This is a genomic window from Corynebacterium kroppenstedtii (assembly GCF_016894245.1).
GTDB lineage: Bacteria > Actinomycetota > Actinomycetes > Mycobacteriales > Mycobacteriaceae > Corynebacterium.
Genome location: NZ_CP069792.1, coordinates 1,527,991 through 1,547,385, shown reverse-complemented (window position 1 = coordinate 1,547,385; position 19,395 = coordinate 1,527,991). Strand labels below are relative to the sequence as shown.

Annotated in this window: 14 protein-coding genes, 1 tRNA gene and 1 pseudogene; 6 read left to right on the top strand and 10 right to left on the bottom strand. The window is 53.2% G+C overall.

Going from position 1 to position 19,395, the window contains the following annotated elements; translation table 11 throughout:
- Positions 1-642, bottom strand: coding sequence for a DsbA family protein (locus tag I6J23_RS06765; RefSeq protein WP_204581415.1), 642 nt, complete (start codon positions 640-642; stop codon positions 1-3).
- Between the two features lie 150 nt (positions 643-792).
- Here I6J23_RS06765 and pepN point away from each other — a divergent pair, with 150 nt between their 5' ends.
- A complete protein-coding gene (gene pepN, locus I6J23_RS06760) occupies positions 793-3,522 on the top strand; it encodes an aminopeptidase N (RefSeq protein ID WP_204581414.1) in 2,730 nt (909 codons plus the stop codon).
- A 28-nt stretch (positions 3,523-3,550) separates the two neighbouring features.
- Here pepN and I6J23_RS06755 read toward each other — a convergent pair whose 3' ends face one another.
- The 7 genes from I6J23_RS06755 to I6J23_RS06725 all read right to left on the bottom strand — a co-directional run bounded on the left by I6J23_RS06755 (position 3,551) and on the right by I6J23_RS06725 (position 10,971).
- Positions 3,551-4,312 (bottom strand): hypothetical protein, encoded by a 762-nt coding sequence (locus I6J23_RS06755; RefSeq protein WP_204581413.1) that lies wholly within the window; start codon positions 4,310-4,312, stop codon positions 3,551-3,553.
- A gap of 26 nt (positions 4,313-4,338) precedes the next feature.
- The gene (locus I6J23_RS06750; protein ID WP_239454861.1) at positions 4,339-4,806 is read right to left on the bottom strand and encodes an acyl-CoA thioesterase; all 468 of its coding nucleotides are present in this window, start codon (positions 4,804-4,806) and stop codon (positions 4,339-4,341) included.
- A 66-nt stretch (positions 4,807-4,872) separates the two neighbouring features.
- Positions 4,873-6,543, bottom strand: a complete 1,671-nt coding sequence (gene ettA, locus I6J23_RS06745) for an energy-dependent translational throttle protein EttA (RefSeq protein ID WP_204581411.1) — start codon at positions 6,541-6,543, stop codon at positions 4,873-4,875.
- A gap of 233 nt (positions 6,544-6,776) precedes the next feature.
- Positions 6,777-7,118 carry a hypothetical protein gene (locus I6J23_RS06740; RefSeq protein ID WP_204581410.1) on the bottom strand — a complete coding sequence of 114 codons (342 nt, stop codon included), beginning with the start codon at positions 7,116-7,118 and terminating at the stop codon, positions 6,777-6,779.
- Positions 7,119-7,123: 5 nt separating this feature from the next.
- The gene (locus I6J23_RS06735; RefSeq protein WP_204581409.1) at positions 7,124-7,507 is read right to left on the bottom strand and encodes a single-stranded DNA-binding protein; all 384 of its coding nucleotides are present in this window, start codon (positions 7,505-7,507) and stop codon (positions 7,124-7,126) included.
- Positions 7,508-8,022: 515 nt separating this feature from the next.
- On the bottom strand, positions 8,023-8,550 hold the full coding sequence (locus I6J23_RS06730) for a Dps family protein (protein ID WP_204581408.1): 528 nt from the start codon (positions 8,548-8,550) through the stop codon (positions 8,023-8,025).
- Positions 8,551-8,748: 198 nt separating this feature from the next.
- Complete coding sequence (locus tag I6J23_RS06725; protein WP_204581407.1) at positions 8,749-10,971, bottom strand: bifunctional copper resistance protein CopD/cytochrome c oxidase assembly protein; 2,223 nt, start codon at positions 10,969-10,971, stop codon at positions 8,749-8,751.
- 127 nt (positions 10,972-11,098) lie between these two features.
- On the opposite strand from I6J23_RS06725, the gene I6J23_RS06720 reads away from it, so the two are divergent.
- Positions 11,099-11,175 (top strand) — tRNA-Arg (locus I6J23_RS06720).
- A gap of 1,106 nt (positions 11,176-12,281) precedes the next feature.
- Entirely contained in the window at positions 12,282-13,217 is a 936-nt protein-coding gene (locus tag I6J23_RS06715) for a sugar-binding transcriptional regulator (protein WP_204581406.1), read from the top strand.
- A gap of 66 nt (positions 13,218-13,283) precedes the next feature.
- On the opposite strand, the gene I6J23_RS06710 is transcribed toward I6J23_RS06715, so the two are convergent.
- Both I6J23_RS06710 and I6J23_RS06705 read right to left on the bottom strand, forming a co-directional pair.
- The gene (locus tag I6J23_RS06710; protein WP_204581405.1) at positions 13,284-14,498 is read right to left on the bottom strand and encodes a NupC/NupG family nucleoside CNT transporter; all 1,215 of its coding nucleotides are present in this window, start codon (positions 14,496-14,498) and stop codon (positions 13,284-13,286) included.
- Positions 14,499-14,500: 2 nt separating this feature from the next.
- Positions 14,501-14,887 (bottom strand): cytidine deaminase, encoded by a 387-nt coding sequence (locus I6J23_RS06705; RefSeq protein ID WP_239455046.1) that lies wholly within the window; start codon positions 14,885-14,887, stop codon positions 14,501-14,503.
- Positions 14,888-15,254: 367 nt separating this feature from the next.
- Between I6J23_RS06705 and I6J23_RS06700 the strand changes: the two genes are divergently transcribed.
- From I6J23_RS06700 to I6J23_RS06695, 3 genes and pseudogenes are all read left to right on the top strand, one after another.
- Complete coding sequence (locus tag I6J23_RS06700; protein ID WP_204581404.1) at positions 15,255-16,550, top strand: thymidine phosphorylase; 1,296 nt, start codon at positions 15,255-15,257, stop codon at positions 16,548-16,550.
- Between the two features lie 67 nt (positions 16,551-16,617).
- A pseudogene (gene deoC / locus I6J23_RS10920) lies at positions 16,618-17,271 on the top strand (deoxyribose-phosphate aldolase); the annotation flags it as partial.
- Between the two features lie 108 nt (positions 17,272-17,379).
- Entirely contained in the window at positions 17,380-19,203 is a 1,824-nt protein-coding gene (locus I6J23_RS06695; RefSeq protein WP_412523822.1) for a phospho-sugar mutase, read from the top strand.
- Positions 19,204-19,395 lie beyond the last annotated feature (192 nt).

The window sequence follows — 19,395 nt, the reverse complement described above, 5'->3', positions numbered from 1 at the left end:
CTAGGGTAGCTCAGCAGTCTTGTTTTCTGGCATCTCTGTGCGAGATCGTTTCAATTCGAAGAAGTGCGGGAACCCTGCCAGGGCCACTGCCCCGTCGAAGATTCGTCCAGCATCTTCCCCACGCGGTACACGGGTGATTACCGGCCCGAAGAAAGCGTTATCACCCAACTTGAGCACTGGAGTCCCTACGTCGTCTCCTACCGCATCCATCGCGCCCTGATGGTGACGACGTAACGAATCGTCCTGCTCGGTGGAGTGCGCCACGTCAAGGTACGACGACGGAAGACCAATCTCTTTTAGGGCATCCCGGAGCACGTCGTCGAATTCCTCCCCAGCGTGCGCGTCGACTTCTTTCTTATCGTGAACTCGCGTGCCCATTGCGGTGTAGTAAGCGTCTAACTTCGCCGGATCCTCATCCGCAATGAGAGCAGCAACGCGCGCGGGGCCCCACGTCGCTTTCATCATCTTCTTGTAATCGTCGGGAAGATCATCATTGTTCTCATTGAGGACAGACAAGCTCATAGGATGCCAAACCACAGTGATATCCCGGACTTTTTCTACCTCTTTAATCCACCGGGATGTTACCCAGCAAAACGGGCACGAGACATCAAACCAAAAATCGACTCGTTGTTTATCGGCCATGTCATTACCTCCATATATCTGTGCGTTGTCGTTGTGTCCACCGAAAGCTCATTGCTCTCACAATTTTTGATCACCTAGTAGTCTCAATATCTGGGAAGGTTATGCTCTCACATAATTCAAACCCCTCCAATGAAAGGACACAACGTAGGAATGTCATCAACTAATCTCACCTGGCAAGAAGCTAAAAACCGGGCCGCACTCATCGGAGTGGACCGATACTCCATCATTTTAGACTTCACTGACGGACACGGGCTTCCTGGAGAAGAAACTTTTACATCGAAGACCACAGTGTGGTTCCACACACGCGACGGTGTGTCGGAGGGCGATCTGGAGCAAGGAACCTTCCTAGATCTCCGAGCCTCGCGAGTAACATCCGTTCAGCTCAACGGAGCCGATGTTACGACCGATGCGATCCGTTATTCGGATAACCAGTATGACGAAGAATCCGGTATCCAGCTTCGCAATCTACAACCTGGCGACAACCGCGTCACCGTGTGCGCCGAATGCCGCTATTCAACCTCAGGCGAAGGGCTTCACCGGTTCGTCGACCCATCGGACAACGGCGTCTACCTCTATACACAATTCGAAACCGCCGACGCCAAACGCGTCTTCGCTTGCTTCGATCAGCCGGATCTCAAAGCTACGTACCGTGTGCAGGTCATCACTCCTGATTCGTGGCGGCTCATTACAAATGGCCCTGTCAGTACAACGGTGACCTCTCCCCGAGCGGGGATTCTCACGACCGATGGTGACAACTCTCACACGACGGTCGCCATTCATGAAGCTGAGGTTGACTATCCTCTTTCTACCTATTTAATTGCTTTTATGGCCGGGCCATACACCGAAGCCACCGATGTCTGGCGCGGAACCATTACCCCACACCCCGAAACGTCGGACGAATCAGCCGGCTCAGCCAGCCACGAAATCGAAATTCCCCTCGGACTTTATTGCCGGCGGGCGTTAGCCGAGCACCTCGATTCTGACGAACTATTTAAGGAAACAAAACAGGGTTTCGATTTCTACGCTAAGCACTTCGGCATCCCGTATCCATTTAAGAAATACGACCAGGTTTTCTGCCCCGAATACAACATGGGGGCAATGGAAAACGCCGGCGCCGTCACTATCCGTGAGGATTATGTGTTCCGGTCGGCCACTACTCGATATCTCTACGAGCGCCGCAATGACACCATCCTCCACGAGATGGCGCATATGTGGTTCGGAGATCTCGTCACCATGAAGTGGTGGAATGACCTCTGGCTCAATGAATCGTTCGCCACCTGGTCTTCAGCGCAGGCACAAACTGAGGTCAGTGAATACACCACTGCTTGGGTCACATTTGCCCATGTCGAAAAGGCTTGGGCTTATGCGCAAGATCAGTTGTCGTCCACGCACCCTATTTCGACGGACGCGTCGGACATCGAAACTGTCGACCAGAATTTTGACGGGATTACCTACGCCAAGGGTGCATCTGTTCTCAAGCAGCTAGCCGCCTATGTCGGGCTCGACGAATTCTTCGCCGGTGTACGGCTCCATTTCCAGCGCCATCAGTACGGCAACGCCACGTTCGATGATCTCCTTGATGCACTCGAGGAATCATCGGGGCGCGATCTGTCCCAATGGGCTGATCAATGGCTTAAGACCACCGGCGTCAATACTTTGTCCGTGGATGCGCATACTAAGGACGGGGTCTACGCCTCCGTTGCTGTCAAACAAAGTGGCGCGCAACCGGGTGAGGGCGAGCATCGCGATCACCGCATCGGCGTCGGCGTCTATTCCCTTAAGAATGGTGACGTCGTTCGAACAGCTCGCACTGAGTTGGACATCCACGGTGAGAGCACCGAGGTTCCAGAGCTCGTCGGTACTCCCGTGGGTGATCTCATTCTGCCCAATGATGGCGATCTGACATATGCACTCATCGATCTCGACGATGCTTCGAACGAGTTTGTCCTGGATCACCTGCCGTCCATTAAAGATCCCATGGCCCGCGCGCTCTGCTGGTCAGCGGAATGGGAACGTCTGCGCGCTGGTCGTTTGCGCGCACGCGATTTCATCGCGCTTGTGGAACGAGGCCTACCTCATGAGACGGAGACCGCCGTCGTTCAGCAATTAGTTCGACAAGTTGTGTCCGCAGCTAAAAACTATGCCGACCCAACGTGGCTTGCCGACGAAGGCTGGGATGCGGTTACTCATGCTTTGGTATCAACGGCACGGGCGGCTGCTCCGGGCAGCGATACCCAACTCGCGGCAGTAAAAGAGCTGCCCAATGTGGAGCCCACCCCGGAGACTGTTGCTATCGCGCGCGCGATTGTCGATGGAACTCCTGAGGCTGTCGCACTGGACGGCCTCTCAATCGATACCGATATGACGTGGCTTGCTATCAAAATGCTCGCTGCTTCCAGCGGTTCCTACGAGGTCTCACAGGACGAGGTCATAACACTTATCGACGAAACCTCAGCAAACGATCGTTCGTCGTTGGGCGAACAAGCGGCAATTGCAGCACGGGCGCTCATACCGACGGCGGAGAATAAGTCTCGCGTGTGGGATCACATCATGGGCGAGGATGCGTCGACGCTGTCAAACCGCCAGTTGTTGTCTAATGTCGCAGGATTTAGGACTGCTGGTAGCGATGAGCTCTTAGCCGACTACCGCGATCGTTATTTCGATGAAGCCCTTGGTGTATGGGAGAACCTCAACGGCGAAATGGCTCTGCGGGTGCTGGCGGGGATGTATCCGTCATGGGATACATCAGACGAGGCTATCGCTAGAGCCGAGAAACTGGTCAACGACGAAGAATTGCCCGCCGGCTTCCGTCGGCTGATCGCAGAGGGTAAGGATAATCAGCACCGTTTCGCTGCGGCGCGCGAGTACGACCGTAGCTAACGGCTACGCTATACGGGCTGGGCTGGGCTTACATATTAAGCAGGTTTAACCGGTGCCTGCGTTGTGCAAGAACTGTCCCCAGCCTTGTGTCGGCCCTCACCCAAAGAGGCGATACAGAGACCCGCATGACGTCCCCTCCAATGAATCCAAGGCTCCCGAGAGCAATAATGGCTCGCGATGTCAGCTGAGCCGTCTGCTCCGCCGTTGATGATTCGACGGTCATCACCTTCTGGTCCAGGAGCGATTGAGCTATCCCCGCTGGCCCTGACTCTGCCTCAGCTGTATCACGAACATCGTTAAATAATGTCGCAACGGTGTCCATGATCACGTCATCGACGTGAGTGAATGTCTCTGTCAGTGGCACAGGCCCGGGCCACATTCCCGACGTACCGGGGCGCTCCAACGACAGAGTTATGGGGCCACCCTGTGGGGAGTGGAAATGGGTCATTGCATCGATGGCTCGTCGCACGTTCGAACAGTGGGTGATGATGTCACGGACGCCTTCTGCCACATTAGGTTGAGAATCCGCGACCGTTGATTGAGCTGAGTCATTCTCCCACACAGCGCGGATCCGGCGCAGTCCAAATGGGCCTAATGGAGTGGTGACATAAATATCGAACCACTCATGGCGCTGATCGTGAGACTCCACGGCCGTACCCGCAGCATTAGGTTGGCAGGCGCCGCCAACTGCGGGATGGATCCGAACCAGGGCCGCAGAATCCAAGTGCTCTGCACGAGACATGAATGTGAAGAGGTCTCGAGCAACGCCGTGCTCAATGATTATCGGCATGGTGTCCCCTGGATGAGATCTCTGAGTTACTCCGTAGAATCAGGAGGCACGAGTTGATCGATATCGGGTTCATTATCTTGGCCTCGTTCGATTTCTTTCACAGGCCGAGTAATCATGGACTCAAGAATCTGCCGTTCGCTGTCCGTAATTTCACGCGGAGAACTCGACCTTAAGTCCACAGCTACTTGCGTGATCTTCACTTCGCAACACACAATCCCGTCACTATCAAGGACAAGTTGGCGAACCCCAAAAGATGTTCGTCCAATCCGAGTCACTTCCGAGTTCACGGTCACAGTGTGGGAAGATGGCGAAATTCCGCGACGGTAATCCAATTCTGCATGGCGCACAAACACCTGTGGCACCGACCCCTTCCCGGCGATCGACTCCATTTCTTTCAGGAAAGCGACGCGGGAATCTTGTGAGAACTCGAGGTACGCCGAATTGTTGACGTGGCCATACATGTCGAAGTCGGACCACCGAAGTGGTAGTGACACTGTATGAACCCGGCCAGTACGTCCGAGTACTTCACGAAACGGCATAATTTACCATGACCTAACGAATTAGCGGGTTAACTTCCGATGAGTCACACGGTGGGGACGCGCGGCTTCTTCACCGAGCCTATCGATCTTGTTCTTCTCATAATCCTCGAAGTTACCTTCAAACCAATACCACTGGCCTTCAGCAACATTGCCTTCCCAGGCCAGAATATGTGTACACGTGCGATCCAAGAACCACCTATCGTGGGAGATCACGACGGCACAACCTGGGAATTGCTCAAGGGCGTTTTCCAAGCTGGAGAGAGTTTCGACATCCAGATCGTTGGTGGGCTCATCCAATAGGATCAGGTTACCACCCTGTTTCAAGGTCAGCGCCAAGTTCAAGCGGTTACGCTCACCACCAGACAGCACCTTGGCTGGCTTTTGCTGATCGGCACCTTTGAAGCCGAAAGCTGAAATATAAGCGCGCGATGGCATTTCGTTCTGGCCGACAATGATGTAATCCAGCCCGTCAGAAACAACTTCCCACACGGTCTTTTCGGGGTCAATGTTTTCACGGTTCTGGTCCACATAGCTGATGTCGACAGTTTTACCGACTTTCACCTCACCGGAATCCGGCTCCTCAAGCCCCACAATCGTCTTGAACAAGGTGGATTTACCCACACCGTTAGGGCCGATAACACCGACGATGCCGTTACGGGGCAACGTGAAGGACAAATCTTTAATCAACGTGCGACCATCGAAGCCTTTGTTGAGGTGGCTGACCTCCACAACCTGATTACCAAGACGCTGCGGAGTTGGGATTTGGATTTCCTCAAAATCGAGCTTCTTGTATTTCTCGGCCTCCGCGGCCATTTCCTCATATCGCTGCAAGCGCGCCTTATTCTTCGCCTGACGTGCTTTCGCACCCGAGCGCACCCACTGCAGTTCTTGCTTCAGCCGCTTCTGCAGCTTGGCATCTTTCTTGCCTGCAACCTGTAGTCGCTCAGATTTCTTCTCGAGATACGTGGAGTAGTTACCTTCGTAGGGATAAAGCTTTCCGCGGTCAACCTCACAAATCCACTGGGCAACGTGGTCGAGGAAGTAACGGTCGTGGGTAACCGCCAAAACCGCACCCGGGTAAGTACGCAGATGCTGCTCAAGCCAGAGCACGGACTCGGCGTCTAAATGGTTGGTGGGCTCATCGAGCAGCAATAAATCTGGCTCAGCCAAGAGAAGCTTGGCTAGTGCTACACGACGACGCTCACCACCAGATAGCGTCGTCACTGGTGAGTCAGACGGCGGGCACCGCAACGCATCCATGGCCTGGTCGATCTTCGAATCCAATTCCCAAGCATCGGCAGTGTCGATTTTCTCCTGCAGGACGGTCATGCGTTCCATGAGTTCGTCGGAATAATCCGTCGCCATCTTTTCGGCGATTTCTTCATATTCACGCTTGACTTCCCAAATTTCTCCGAGGCCTTCTTCCACGTTGCCCCGGACAGTCTTTTCCTCGTTGAGCGGAGGCTCCTGCGGTAAGATTCCCACAGAAGCACCGGGATCGAGGAACGCCTCACCATTGGATGGCTGATCAATTCCCGCCATAATTTTCAAGATCGACGATTTTCCGGCACCGTTTGGTCCCACCACGCCGATCTTGGCCCCCGGATAAAAAGCCATGGTGACGTCGTCGAGAATGACTTTTTCTCCATGCGCCTTGCGCACGTTTTTCATTGTGTAAATGAATTCACCCATACAGTCCTCAACTCATTTTTCTATGCCGCGCGAACCTAGCATTCTCTGCTCACCTACTATGGCCGATAACCACAAGATCCACCACCTCGAGAGTTAATCTCAAGGGCTAGCCTCGAGGCTTAAAAGGTGGGGCGGTCCCACGCCAGTTCCTCAGCAAAGTCTAATCGTTGAGGGTACGCAAGCACGGTGCTAACAACAACCAGTTACCACGACTCACCCACGGTGCCTCGAACTCATGCGCTGGCCAAGGCGACATCCCGGCTGTAAGAATCCCCCTGACCGCTCAGAGCTGTGGAGTCTTTCAGTACTGCGGAGTCTTTTAGTGCTGCGGAGGCCGTGGAAATTACAGAGCCTGAAGTACCATCGTGGATTTGAGTTGATGTGCGGTTAGCATCCATTTCTTTACGGCGTTGCCTGTGATCTGCCTCGATGGAACTACTCGAATTACCTGATGAATCCTCGGGGAATGGATTTCCGTCCGACACCACAGTCCCGTCCCAATCAGTGGAGAGACTCGTCGACTCTTTTGATTCCTTGGCTACTTCAGAAGAGGACCCGACTGCCAGTGGGACCAACCGCCCTAGACGGCTCTGGTCATTGCGGCCGTAATGACGATCTTGTTGAGATCAACCCCGACGTGCGAGGCCTTTATTCTCACGGAACTCCGAGTAATTTTTTCTCCCGACTCCGACGTCGCTTCCCACGAATGAGTGATCAAACGGCCGTATATAACAACTGGCATCCCCTTCGATACCGATTTCAAACAATGCGTAGCCAGCGGACCCGACATCTGAACATCGATAAATAATGAGTCAGATGACTGCCATACACCATCGTCGTCACGCCATCGGCGATCCGAAGCAACGCGCATGGTTGCGAAAGGGGTTCGACCTGATGGTGTTCGATCAACTGGGTCACTGACGACGTTTCCCATGACGGTGACCATTGCAAAATTTTGTGCCATGACGTACCTACTCTCCCTCCCACGAAGGGTGCTCCTGGTAGAGGCTGATTAGCGCGGTACCGTGAACCCCTCATCGATAGAGACGATCTGATAATGACAAACACAGAGTGGCACACCAAGGTCTGAAAATTGGGTCCATAAAGACCTCAACAGACGGGCGCTGTGGATAACCAAAGTTATCCACATTTTCAACCATACGTTCTTATCCACACGATGAAACACAAGATCGGTGACCCAAGACGAAAGAAGGGCTAGTCACCGTAAAACACGTGTGTAGATACACCGAGTACAGGTGCGTCGATACACCGAGTACAGGTGCGTCGATACACCGAGTACAGGTGCGTCGATACAACAAGTAAACGAATAACGATAAAGAAAAGCCGGGCTGTGCTATCGCACAGCCCGGCTTATGTCACCGAGAAGCCTCGTCATGACCTCCAATGACAAACAGGGAAACACGCTGCTGAAACACTGTTTAAAGGTTCAGCTGGGCGCACAGTGAAGATCGATACGTACTACTTTCCAGATGGAGTACGGGTCTCAGCGCTGATGAACCAAGCCTGCTGCTCCAGCTGCTTGATGTATTCGTGCAGCAGATCAGCACTAGTCGGGTCAGCCTCGTCAACGCGGTCGTGAACCTCACGCATGGTGTTGGTTGTCGCGTTAATAGCCTCAACGACGTGGGAAATAGCGTCATGAGTAAGAATTTCTCCTGCCGGGAACTCCGGAAGGGATGAACCTGCTGCTACAACGGCCGTGCGACCATCGGGAATGCCATTCAAAGCACGCATACGCTCAGCGATTTCATCAGTGCCTTCACGGGCAACCGAGACAAGCTCATCTAAGTTCAAATGCAGGTCACGGAAATTCGGCCCAAGGATGTTCCAGTGAGCTTCCTTGGCAACCAGGCTCAAATCAATAAAATCAACGAGAACCTTCTGCAGATCAGAAACAACGTCGCTTGGAGCATTAAAGGCTGGAGTTGTTTGAACTGTGCTTTCAGCGGAAGCCGAATGCCCAACGGATGCTTGCGCGGAAGTCATATCTTTCCTTCTCTCGATAAATTGGTTTGTCGTCTCAGAGCTGAGAAAACTGTGCCCGCAACCGGGCATTTCCTTCGCTCTGCCCTTAGTTATACACCCTTCCTATACGCCTGGCAACTATTAATAAGCTGCCTTTAGATAGGGCTTGTCTATTACAGGCATTGACCCTCGGACAGGCCCAGCCAGCCGGCTATCAGGTCAATCCTCTTTGCCGGACCTACCCTTTCCTTCCCTATCTCCAGTATCATCCCGATGTTCAGCATCACCAGTGCCGGTTGGTTTATCGACAGTAGTTTTCGCTGATGAGCGCCGTGCCTTCGGCACGTTATGGTGCTCAAACTTCTTCTGATGGAAGTAACTCCGTACCTCGTCAGACGAATAATCTGAGCCGTAATAGTCCTGTAGATCCTGGTCCCCCGTGCCAGAGTTCAGCGCTGCAAGCATCTCGTTATAAGCGTTGAGCTCGGCCTCGTGGGTTCGATCAGCGCGCCGCTCATAGCGTGCTGTTTCTCTCCTATCTTCCTGACGCCACTGCAGGAAATGGGCTGCTGTCACGATTAACAATGGGATTTCACCAGTTGCCCACGCGATCTTGCCTCCCAGATTCTGATCGGCCATGTAGTCGATGTTCCAGGGGATCCCGAAGGTTTCATACATCGACTGTCCAATCGGATAGTTCAACTGCATCAAGGCGATCGCAAACCACGCATGGAACGGCATCGTTCCTAAGATGGTCACCATTTTGATAAACGGAGAGGTGTGACGAGGTGCCGCGTCGATCCCTATTGATATCCAATAGAAAATATATCCGGAGACCAAGAAGTGGGCGATCATAAATAGGTGACCGAAGTGATACTTCATCAGAGCCTCAAACAGAGGGGTGAAGTACATGATGTAAAACCCAATTACGAATTGCGCAGCAGCCACAACCGGATTCGTTAAAAACCGCGACACTGGATTGTTGATAAAAGCCACAATCCACTCACGTGGCCCCTGGACGCCATCGCGTCCCGCAACGGGCAAGGCACGGAGGAATAAAGTCACCGGACCAGCCAAAACCCAGGCAATGGGAATCGCCATCGACAAAATCATGTGCTGAATCATGTGCATCGAAAACGACACCATCGCGTACATCCCGAGGCCAGAAGAAGTCGCGAAGAGTAGAAGGATGTTACCTAGTGTCCACCACAACACTCGGTTAAAAGGCCACTCCCCACCTTTCTTCAGGAGATGGACGTAAGCCCACACATACACAACTTCCGCGATTATTGCGACAGTTCCGTACATCATGTCGAACCGAACCATGCCGAACAAACCGCCCCACGACGGTGGCTTCGTCAGGCTGAAGCCCAGTTCGAGCTCCATGACGTTAAGGTTCAGCTCTTTCGGCAAGGGTGGCGGAATGCGAGACAAAGACACTGCGACGCCGATTGTCGCTGCCATCACAACCAATTCCATGATCGCTATTTGGGAAAAGGCGAGTCGGTCTGACGGATTCTTTTCCAGCTTGGGAATTGTCATTCGTCGATGAAGGAATCCAAAAATACCTAGGACGATAAGCAAAACCGCTTTGGCTGTAATTACTCGCCCATAATTAGTGGTCAGGAGTTCATCAACACGAATGCGAAGCAACGCGTTAACTACTCCCGAGATTGCCAAAACAATAATCGACACCAATGCTAAAAAGCTGTATCGCTTGACAATGACGTCCATATGAGGCCCTTTGCGCAGGGCATGCTGGATCATCGCCGCCAGGCCACCGACCCACAGTGCACAAAACACAAAGTGCCACAAGTACGAATTAACGCCATAGTCGTGATTACCACCGGCCGCTGAGTGTCCTTCAAGGCTGATAGGAATCAACGTCACCAGCGAGAAAGCGAAGAATAGCATCTGGAAAATCCAGCGCCGCGTTCCCAAGGACCACACCACAGTAATAAGTGCGAAGATAGCAACCCACATCCAGGAACGCGCCACGGATACTTGATCAATCGCTTCGCCCCAGTATGCTGGGCTGAGCGTCGTCGAAAGTGGGGCTCCGGAAACGTCTGACAAACTCATCGGGATGAGGAGCAACGCGAGAACAGCCCAAATAAATAAGCACCATGTGCCGGTTCTGCTTGCTTTATACCCATCGACGTCGAGGAAACCATCTTTCCGCGGTGGCGTGCCAAAAGCCGACATCAAGAATGATCCGACTCCAATGAAACCGAACATCGTAGCCAAACCACGGACAAACGGGAGGCCGAACGATACCGAGAAACCCGGATCGGGAATTCCAAGAGCAGACAATGATTCGCTATACAAGGAATATCCGATGGCCGCCCCCACTATCCCAGCTACAAGCCCGGCGAGCACAAAGTAACCGGTAGCTGACCGCACAGGCACCGAAGTAGCAGGTTTCGTCTTTACCTCCGTCATACTCCCAACCCTACCCAGCACGGAGACAATCTCATCAACCCGAAGGACCAGTTATCAGCAAAGAGTTCAGTACTGTTATATTCGTCTAGTGGATTGTGGCAAGCGCGCAACCCACGATCGATAAAATGCCCCTGTAGCTCAGTGGATTAGAGCATCCGGCTTCTACCCGGAGTGGCGCGGGTTCGAATCCTGCCAGGGGCACCATTCCCCTCACTTTGGCCAGGTAGAAAACTCTGATCGGCGTGTTTTACTTGTTGGGCCTGGGGCTTCTGAACACGGTTGGTCGGCTCAGGCCAAAGAGTCCCCTCCTAGAAATTCCACGACAAGCCACGGGCGCATGTGGATTTTTAATTTTTAATGCCGAGTGTCTGTACCGTGAAGCTTTATTTCCTAGGTCGACTGTAAATCCAATATATAACTCCGACGAGGGTCCCGAACGCGACCGTTTTGCCCCATTCAGCCCACGAAAACGGGTCATCTCTGAATACCAAAGACCACACATAGAAGAACACCATGAGTCCAACAGCCATTTCGATCCACCATCGAACAGCTTTCAAGGCTTCACTCGTTCGCTTCTGCACCGGACTCTCCTTTCAGCTAGTCCACCCACTTCCAGGAACTGCACTTGCCCCCTAAAAAGCTAGCAAGACGACAATGGCCACGCCCTTCCGCTTACTAACCGCTTTCGTCAAGGAAAGCACTGGGTCACAAGCCATGGCAGGAATGCTCTGTCTAGAGGCGATCGGCTAAGAGCAACCCACATTTTGAGCCGCCTCCGTCGATGAGTTTTGAGGGCGTAGATCGTAAGCTTGTTCGATCTTACGTAATGCGGCCTAAACTTTCTGCATAGATTACGCACGGGTTATTAGTAGAACCTCACACGGAGAGTTGGTCGAGCCTTCCTTAGTGGCTCTCTGATTGCCCATCCACACACATCAGCTGGACAATAGCGACGACCATGCTGCTGTTATCTGGCCCATAGCAGAAGCTCCCAGCACACGACGACACAATTCCAGGTGGCCCGCTGCTTCGGAAATGGTTATCGATCTTCTAGCACCACCGATCGGCGTCCAGCATCGTTGATAGCTTCTGCTCTCGTAACACCCATCCGTATATTCCTCGAAGGAAGACCGGCGTTAAATAATGTGTGCATTGCTCTACCGATTAAGTTGGGGCAGTAGCCGTACACCGAAAGGCTGTTCGCTGTGGACCCCGCGATCGCCATGAACCCAGCTATATCAGGCAAACTAAAGGCAAGTTAAATAAAGCATGCGTACAAGCACTCAGCATTAACTGATTGAGGTCGAACTGTGGACAGTCGTGATGAGCAATCCCTACGCGCGGCAAAAATGTATTACCGCGACAACCTTAGCCAAGCGGAAGTCGCTTTGGCTTTAGGTATTTCGCGACCAACGACATCCAAGCTCATTCAGCATGCCCACGACCGCGGCTTCGTAACGATTACCATTCGCGACCCGCGGGAAGCTTCGTCCACCACAGCAACTGCATTAGCAACTAAATACGGCTTAACATCTGTGCGGCTCGCGCAACCGGTATCACAAACTACCGATGATATCGTCGATGCTCTCGGCCATGTTGGTGCACAATCGCTCCGCTCCCTTGTCGTCGACGGGTCACGTGTCGGCGTGTCATGGGGGAGGACAATGTATTCCATCGCCCAGCATCTCACTGAAAAAAGTGTTCACGATGTGACGATTGTTCAGCTTAAAGGCGGGATGTCATATACAGACCGGAAAACAAACGATATCGAAACGATCACGTTGTTTTGTAAAGCCTTTCACGCGTATGCCCATACCCTGCCCCTTCCCGTCATCTTTGATAACGCCGAGACTAAAGAACTTGTAGAAAAGGACCGGTTTATAGCCAATGTTCTCAAACAAGGGAAGGAAACTGACATCGCCGTCTTTACGGTGGGATCAGCGGGAGAAAACAGTCTCGCCCTTAATCTTGGCAGCGTTACGCCCTCTGAGCGTGCACAGCTTCGTGAACGGGCAGTAGGTGATATTTGCTCGCGGTTTTTCGATGCCAACGCATCCACCGCCGTGCAATCAGTGGACGAGCGCACGGTTGGAATCACCATGGAAGACTTGGCACAGCGCCCAGTCCGGCTCCTCGTCGCAGGCGGATTACACAAAGTGCGCGCCTTGAAAGTTGCGCTACAAGCTGGAATGGCGACGCACTTAGTTACTGACCAGGCATGTGCAGAACGCTTACTCGAGGAATGATTGCGGATTCTAAGCCCGGATCCAGATGTATTTCCGAAATCCGGAGTGCTCAGAGTCAGTTATCAATTAACTTGCGACAACTCCCACAATTGCAGCGTTAATCATGTTGACGCAAAAACCTGCGAGAAGGGCAAACATCCCAAATTTAGCTATCTCACCGCGACGCTCCGGCGCTAATCCGCCTATCGATCCCATTTGGATTGCGATAGAAGAGAAGTTGGCAAATCCAGCTAGTGCGAAGGTTGAGATCATAACAGCTTTATCGGATAGCTCATTCACGTGCTCACCAAAAGAGGTGTAGCCCACGAACTCATTGAGCACCGTCTTTTGCCCGATAAAATTACCGACGTCAACGGCATCATTCCATGGAACGCCAATAGCCCAGACAAGGGGGGCAAGTGCCCAGCCAAATATTCCTTCCAAGCTCCATTCGGAATGACCGAACCAGCTACCGATTCCCCCGATAATTGCTGACAAGAACGCAATGACCGCGATAAAGGCGATCAAAAGGCATCCCACGGTGACAGCGATGCGTCCACCATTCATGGCCCCGCGGCCCAGAGCATCAATGACGTTCTTTGATTCCTCATCGCGGACATCCCGGACGGTTGCGTCCAGTTGACTTTCTTCTGTTTCCGGGAAGAATGCTTTGGCCATGAGTAAAGAGCCCGGGGCATTCATAACGCTCGCAGCCAAGAGATATGGGAGTGGGGCACCCAGGAGAGAGTAGCCAATTAAGGTGGACCCCGCGACAGAAGCAAAACCGCCGGTCATACAGGTGAATAATTCGGATTTGGTCAGCTTCTTGATATACGGCTGGATAAGGAGTGGTGCTTCGCTCTGCCCCAGAAAAATAACGGTTGCGGCAAAAACCGATTCAACCTTGGACGTACCCATGAGTTTCCCGAGGGCACCGCCGACGTATTCAACAACAATTTGAATAACGCGGAGGTAGTAAAGAACACCAATGATGGCACCCAGGAAAATGATGACCGGGAGAACATTGAGTGCAAAGACAAAACCAATTTTGTCCCCGAATAGTGGCCCAAAAACGAATTCTGTCCCTTTGTCGGTATAACCGATGAGCTGATCGATGCCCTCAGCTAGCCACTTGAGAGCGTGATACCCGGGCCCCCACTTCAGGACTAACAGAGCCAAAATTACTTGAAGGGCAAGTCCGGTGCCCAGCGTCCGCCAATTAATTTTGGATCGATGTTTAGATACCGCAACGCCGAGGGCAAGGATAACGGCAATACCAATTAGCCCTTGAAATCGTTCCATGACTACCCCTCCAGGTCTTCAGGGCCGAAGGAAAACGGGAGAATTGATTCAAAGGGTAATACAAATGGGCGCGATTCTTTCTCTACGATGACACGCGAACAGCCGAATTCCCTCAAAACCTGCCGACACGCACCACAAGGCCAACACGGTTCGGCTTTGAGCCCGACAATGGCCACTGTGTCAATACGGGGAACATCCCCACTTTCCGCAATCATACGAAAGGATGCTGTTCGCTCCGCGCAGTTCGTTAAACCATAGCTGGCGTTTTCTATGTTGCACCCAGTGATAATCCTCCCCTCCATGGTGCGAATAGCAGCACCGACGGGGAACTCACTGTATGGCACGTATGCACCTTTGGCAGCGTCACGTGCTTGTTCTAGCAATGAGATATCCGCTGCAGCATCAGAAAAATCACCCCGAGAACTGCCGACGGCGGAAGCGTCGTGAATGATCGAATCATCGGTAGCCGGTGCCGATGCCCCATGCCTTACCGAGCTACTCCCACCAGCGTCGGATTCGTTCTTTTTAATCATGATGTGTCCTCACGATCAAGGAGCCACGAAGGGTGGCGTCGTCAAGTAAGCCTGCGAACATATGTGAAAAAAGATATTGACATACGTTCCGACTGTTATGATAATTGAGATCACAACGGGGAAACAAGAGTTGGTTACGTCACACCTCAGGTCTAATGCCATTTCCCCGCTCCCACCTCATAAATCACCTCACGGTACACCGGAACACTGATTGGAGCACCACATGGCTGAGCATTTCGATGCCGTCGACGTTATCCGTACCAAACGAGATAAGGGGGAGCTTTCCCACGATCAGATTGATTGGGTTATCGACGCGTATACCCGTGGCGTCGTCGCTGATGAACAAATGTCTGCTCTCGCAATGGGTATCTTCCTCAATGGAATGAACCGTCGAGAGATCGCGCAATGGACTCAGGCGATGATTAATTCGGGTGAGACTATGTCGTTTAACTCGCTTTCGCGTCCGACAGCGGACAAGCATTCGACCGGCGGTGTGGGTGACAAAATTACCCTCCCCCTCGCTCCACTGGTGGCATCATTCGGAGTATCGGTTCCACAACTCTCTGGACGGGGGCTTGGCCACACCGGCGGAACACTGGACAAACTGGAATCGATTCCGGGCTGGCAGGCAAACCTGTCTAACGATCGCATGATGCAGATGCTCGAAGACCCGGGCTGCGTCATCTGTGCTGCCGGCTCAGGTTTGGCACCAGCGGATAAAAAGCTCTATGCGCTGCGTGACATCACCAGTACCGTGGATTGTATCCCCCTGATTGCAAGTTCAATCATGAGCAAAAAGATCGCGGAGGGCACGGGCGCACTCGTCCTCGATGTCAAAGTTGGTTCAGGGGCTTTCATGAAAACTCTTAACGACGCTCGCGAACTGGCTCAAACAATGGTGAACTTAGGAAATGACGCCGGAGTCAAAACCGTCGCACTGCTCACCGATATGTCCACGCCACTAGGAAAGACCGTGGGAAATGCCCTTGAGGTTAGAGAATCGCTAGACGTTCTCGCCGGTGGAGGCCCTACTGACGTCGTAGAGCTCACCTGTGAATTAGCCCGTGAAATGCTCAGTCTGGCCGGAGTTCACGACGCTGACGTCGAACAAGCTTTGAAGAACGGTCGCGCGATGGACACTTGGAAGTCTATGATTCGCGCCCAAGGTGGCGACCCCGATGCTCCGCTGCCCATCGCACAACACACAGACACTGTGTACGCGGACGCAGATGGCGTGATCACCGAACTCGACGCTCTTGCCATCGGTGTGGCTAGCTGGCGATTAGGCGCCGGGCGCGCACGCAAAGAAGATCCAGTTCAAGCTGGCGCTGGGATTGAAATCTTGGTGGACCGCGGCCAAAAGGTCACGAAAGGCACGCCCTTGTTCACCCTTCACTCTGACGATACAGACCGATTCGAACGTGCTCTGGAATCACTCAACCAAGGCTGGAGTATTGCTCCTAGCGACGAGAACCTGTCTACACCAACTCAGTCTGTAGTTATCGAAAAAATCAACTAGCCCAGTCGGTTGTTCGATGTCCGTGAAAGGCATCGGACAACTTTTGATTATTCTTTAGGAGAAAACTGTGCCTACTACGCCAGGCGGTCTTTCATCTGGTACGAATCACACGCCATCGCGCGACGAGGTCGCATCAATCGTCGACCACACTCTTCTCAAACCTGAATCAACGCATCACGACGTCGACGAGCTTATCCACGAGGCCATCGAGCTCGGAACGTATTCCATTTGCGTCTCTCCGTCGATGCTTCCTGTCAGCGTTCCGGACGGACTCCATGTGACTGCGGTATGCGGTTTTCCTTCCGGAGCACACACCAGTGAGATCAAAGCCAAGGAAGCACGCCTGGCAGTACGCAATGGTGCAGATGAAATCGACATGGTCATCAACCTGGCGGCAGCAGCCGAAGGTGATTGGAAGACCGTCGAAAAGGACATTCGCACCGTTCGGGATGCAGTCCCCTCGCCCACTGTCCTCAAAGTCATCCTAGAAACTGCTCTTCTTTCCGACGAGGCTATTGTTGCCGCATGTAACGCTGCCAAAGATGCTGGCGCGGATTTCGTCAAGACGTCGACAGGTTTCCACCCCAGTGGTGGCGCGAGTGCTCACGCCATTCGCCTGATGCGCGATACTGTGGGACCAAACATGGGGGTTAAAGCGTCTGGTGGAATTCGTACAGCAGAGAAAGCCCTTCAGATGATCGCTGCGGGAGCCAACCGCCTCGGGCTCTCTGGAACACGAGCCGTTCTGGATGGACTCACAACCTCCCCTGAAAGTGATGACTCGAAAAACGGCGACTCAGAAACATGTGAAGACTCCGCACAACATGACATCCTCGCCCGGGCGGAACAATGGGCGGACAACGATGTTGATTCCACAGATGCTGAGACGATCTGTGAACTCATCAAAACACGGAACATCGACGAATTAGCCGCTCGCTTCTCTGGGCCACTGCAATTCGGAACTGCTGGTTTACGAGGAGAAATCGGTGCCGGGGAATCACGGATGAATCGATCCGTTATCATCAAGGCCACCGCAGGACTCGTCTCCTACTTAACCGAATCCATCGGATCCGCACCCGTTATCGTTATTGGCCATGATGCTCGCCATGGGTCGGCAGAATTCGCTACCGATGCAGCTGAGGTCATTAATGCTGCTGGGGGCCGTGCACTACGTTTACCGAGCCATTTGCCCACCCCGTTACTTGCATTCGCAGTTCGGCATCTCAAGGCGGATGCCGGCATTATGGTCACCGCTTCTCACAATCCACCGCGGGATAATGGATACAAGGTCTATCTAGGTGGACGAATGACCGATGAGTGGGGAAACGGTGTACAAATCGTCCCTCCAGATGACAGCAACATTGCTAACGCGATCGCACAAACGGGCCCAGCGAACGAAATTCCGCGGTCATCGGAGGGTATTACCTTCCTTGGCGAAGAAGTGCGAGAAGCCTACCTCGCAGCCCTTGAGACAGAAACGGAGCCATTCCGCACGGCGGAAACCGCTAGCAACGGTGAGGATTCCCCCGAGTCCAACGAATCCCACAGTTCGTTCCACAGTGATATTTCCATCACCCTCACCGCAATGCACGGTGTTGGGGCCGAAACCGCCACAAAGGCCCTCAACAAAGCAGGGTTCACCAACATCACCCTCGTTAAGGAACAAGCTCAACCGGACCCAGACTTCCCCACCGTCTCCTTCCCCAATCCGGAAGAGAAGGGAGCCCTGGATCTCGCTCTCAGCACCGCTCAACGCAGTCAGGCTGACGTCGTGATCGCCCTGGACCCCGACGCTGATCGGTGCTCCGTCGCCATCCCTACAAAGACCAGCGACGCCAACGCAACGGATGAGTCGTCGACGACGCCAACGTATCGCCAACTAACTGGTGACCAAATCGGTGGTCTGCTCGGTGATTTCGTCGCACGCACAAAGTTGCGTCCAGTTCACGAGGATTCAGGGTCGGAGTCAGATGCAGCCTCAGGCGATGCCACCTTCGAGGCATCGGATTCAGTCTTTGCCAACTCCATCGTCTCGTCTCGCCTTCTAGGAGCTATTGCAAGCCACTATGGCCTCGATTACGCCCCTACGTTGACGGGCTTCAAATGGATAGGGCGCACCCCGGACTTGGCATTTGGTTACGAAGAAGCGATTGGCTACTGCACCTACCCACACATCGTCCGCGACAAAGATGGAGTATCGGCAGCCGTCACCATTGCGTACCTCGTCGACTCTCTTCATCGGGAAGGCAAAACAGTAGACGACCGGCTCACAGAAATCGCACGAAACAACGGCGTCTACGCCACGACCCAGGCCGCATTCCGGGTTGAGAACCGCCAAAGAATCATCGATGGCATGTCCAAACTGAGGACAACACCACCCGCAGAATTTGCAGGATCGCCCATCACAGAGTTCGCGGATCTCGCGGACGGTTACCACAGCTTGCCGGCGACCGATGGTGTGTTGTTCCTTACCGAGGACAACTCGCGCGTCATCTGTCGACCTTCTGGGACTGAGCCGAAACTCAAGTGCTATCTCGAGGTTGTCTTACCCGTTGACGAAAACGCAACAACAGAAATCATAGCGCTACAAACTACAGCTCAGGCAAAGCTCGAACAGATCCGGGCAGAAATAACTGTGGCTACTGGATTTTAAGCACCTTCGTGAATGACGGACCTTGTGGATTTCTAGTGTCCGCTGGCAGCAGGTTTCGCACCGACTGTTTCAACAGTTGGGGGCCCGCCCCAGGTCGCATGTCACATAGAGTCATCCACAAGGGCTCACAATCACATGAGCCCTTTAGCGACACGCCGAGGGAACACACTTTTTGTCGTGTAACCCCCATTT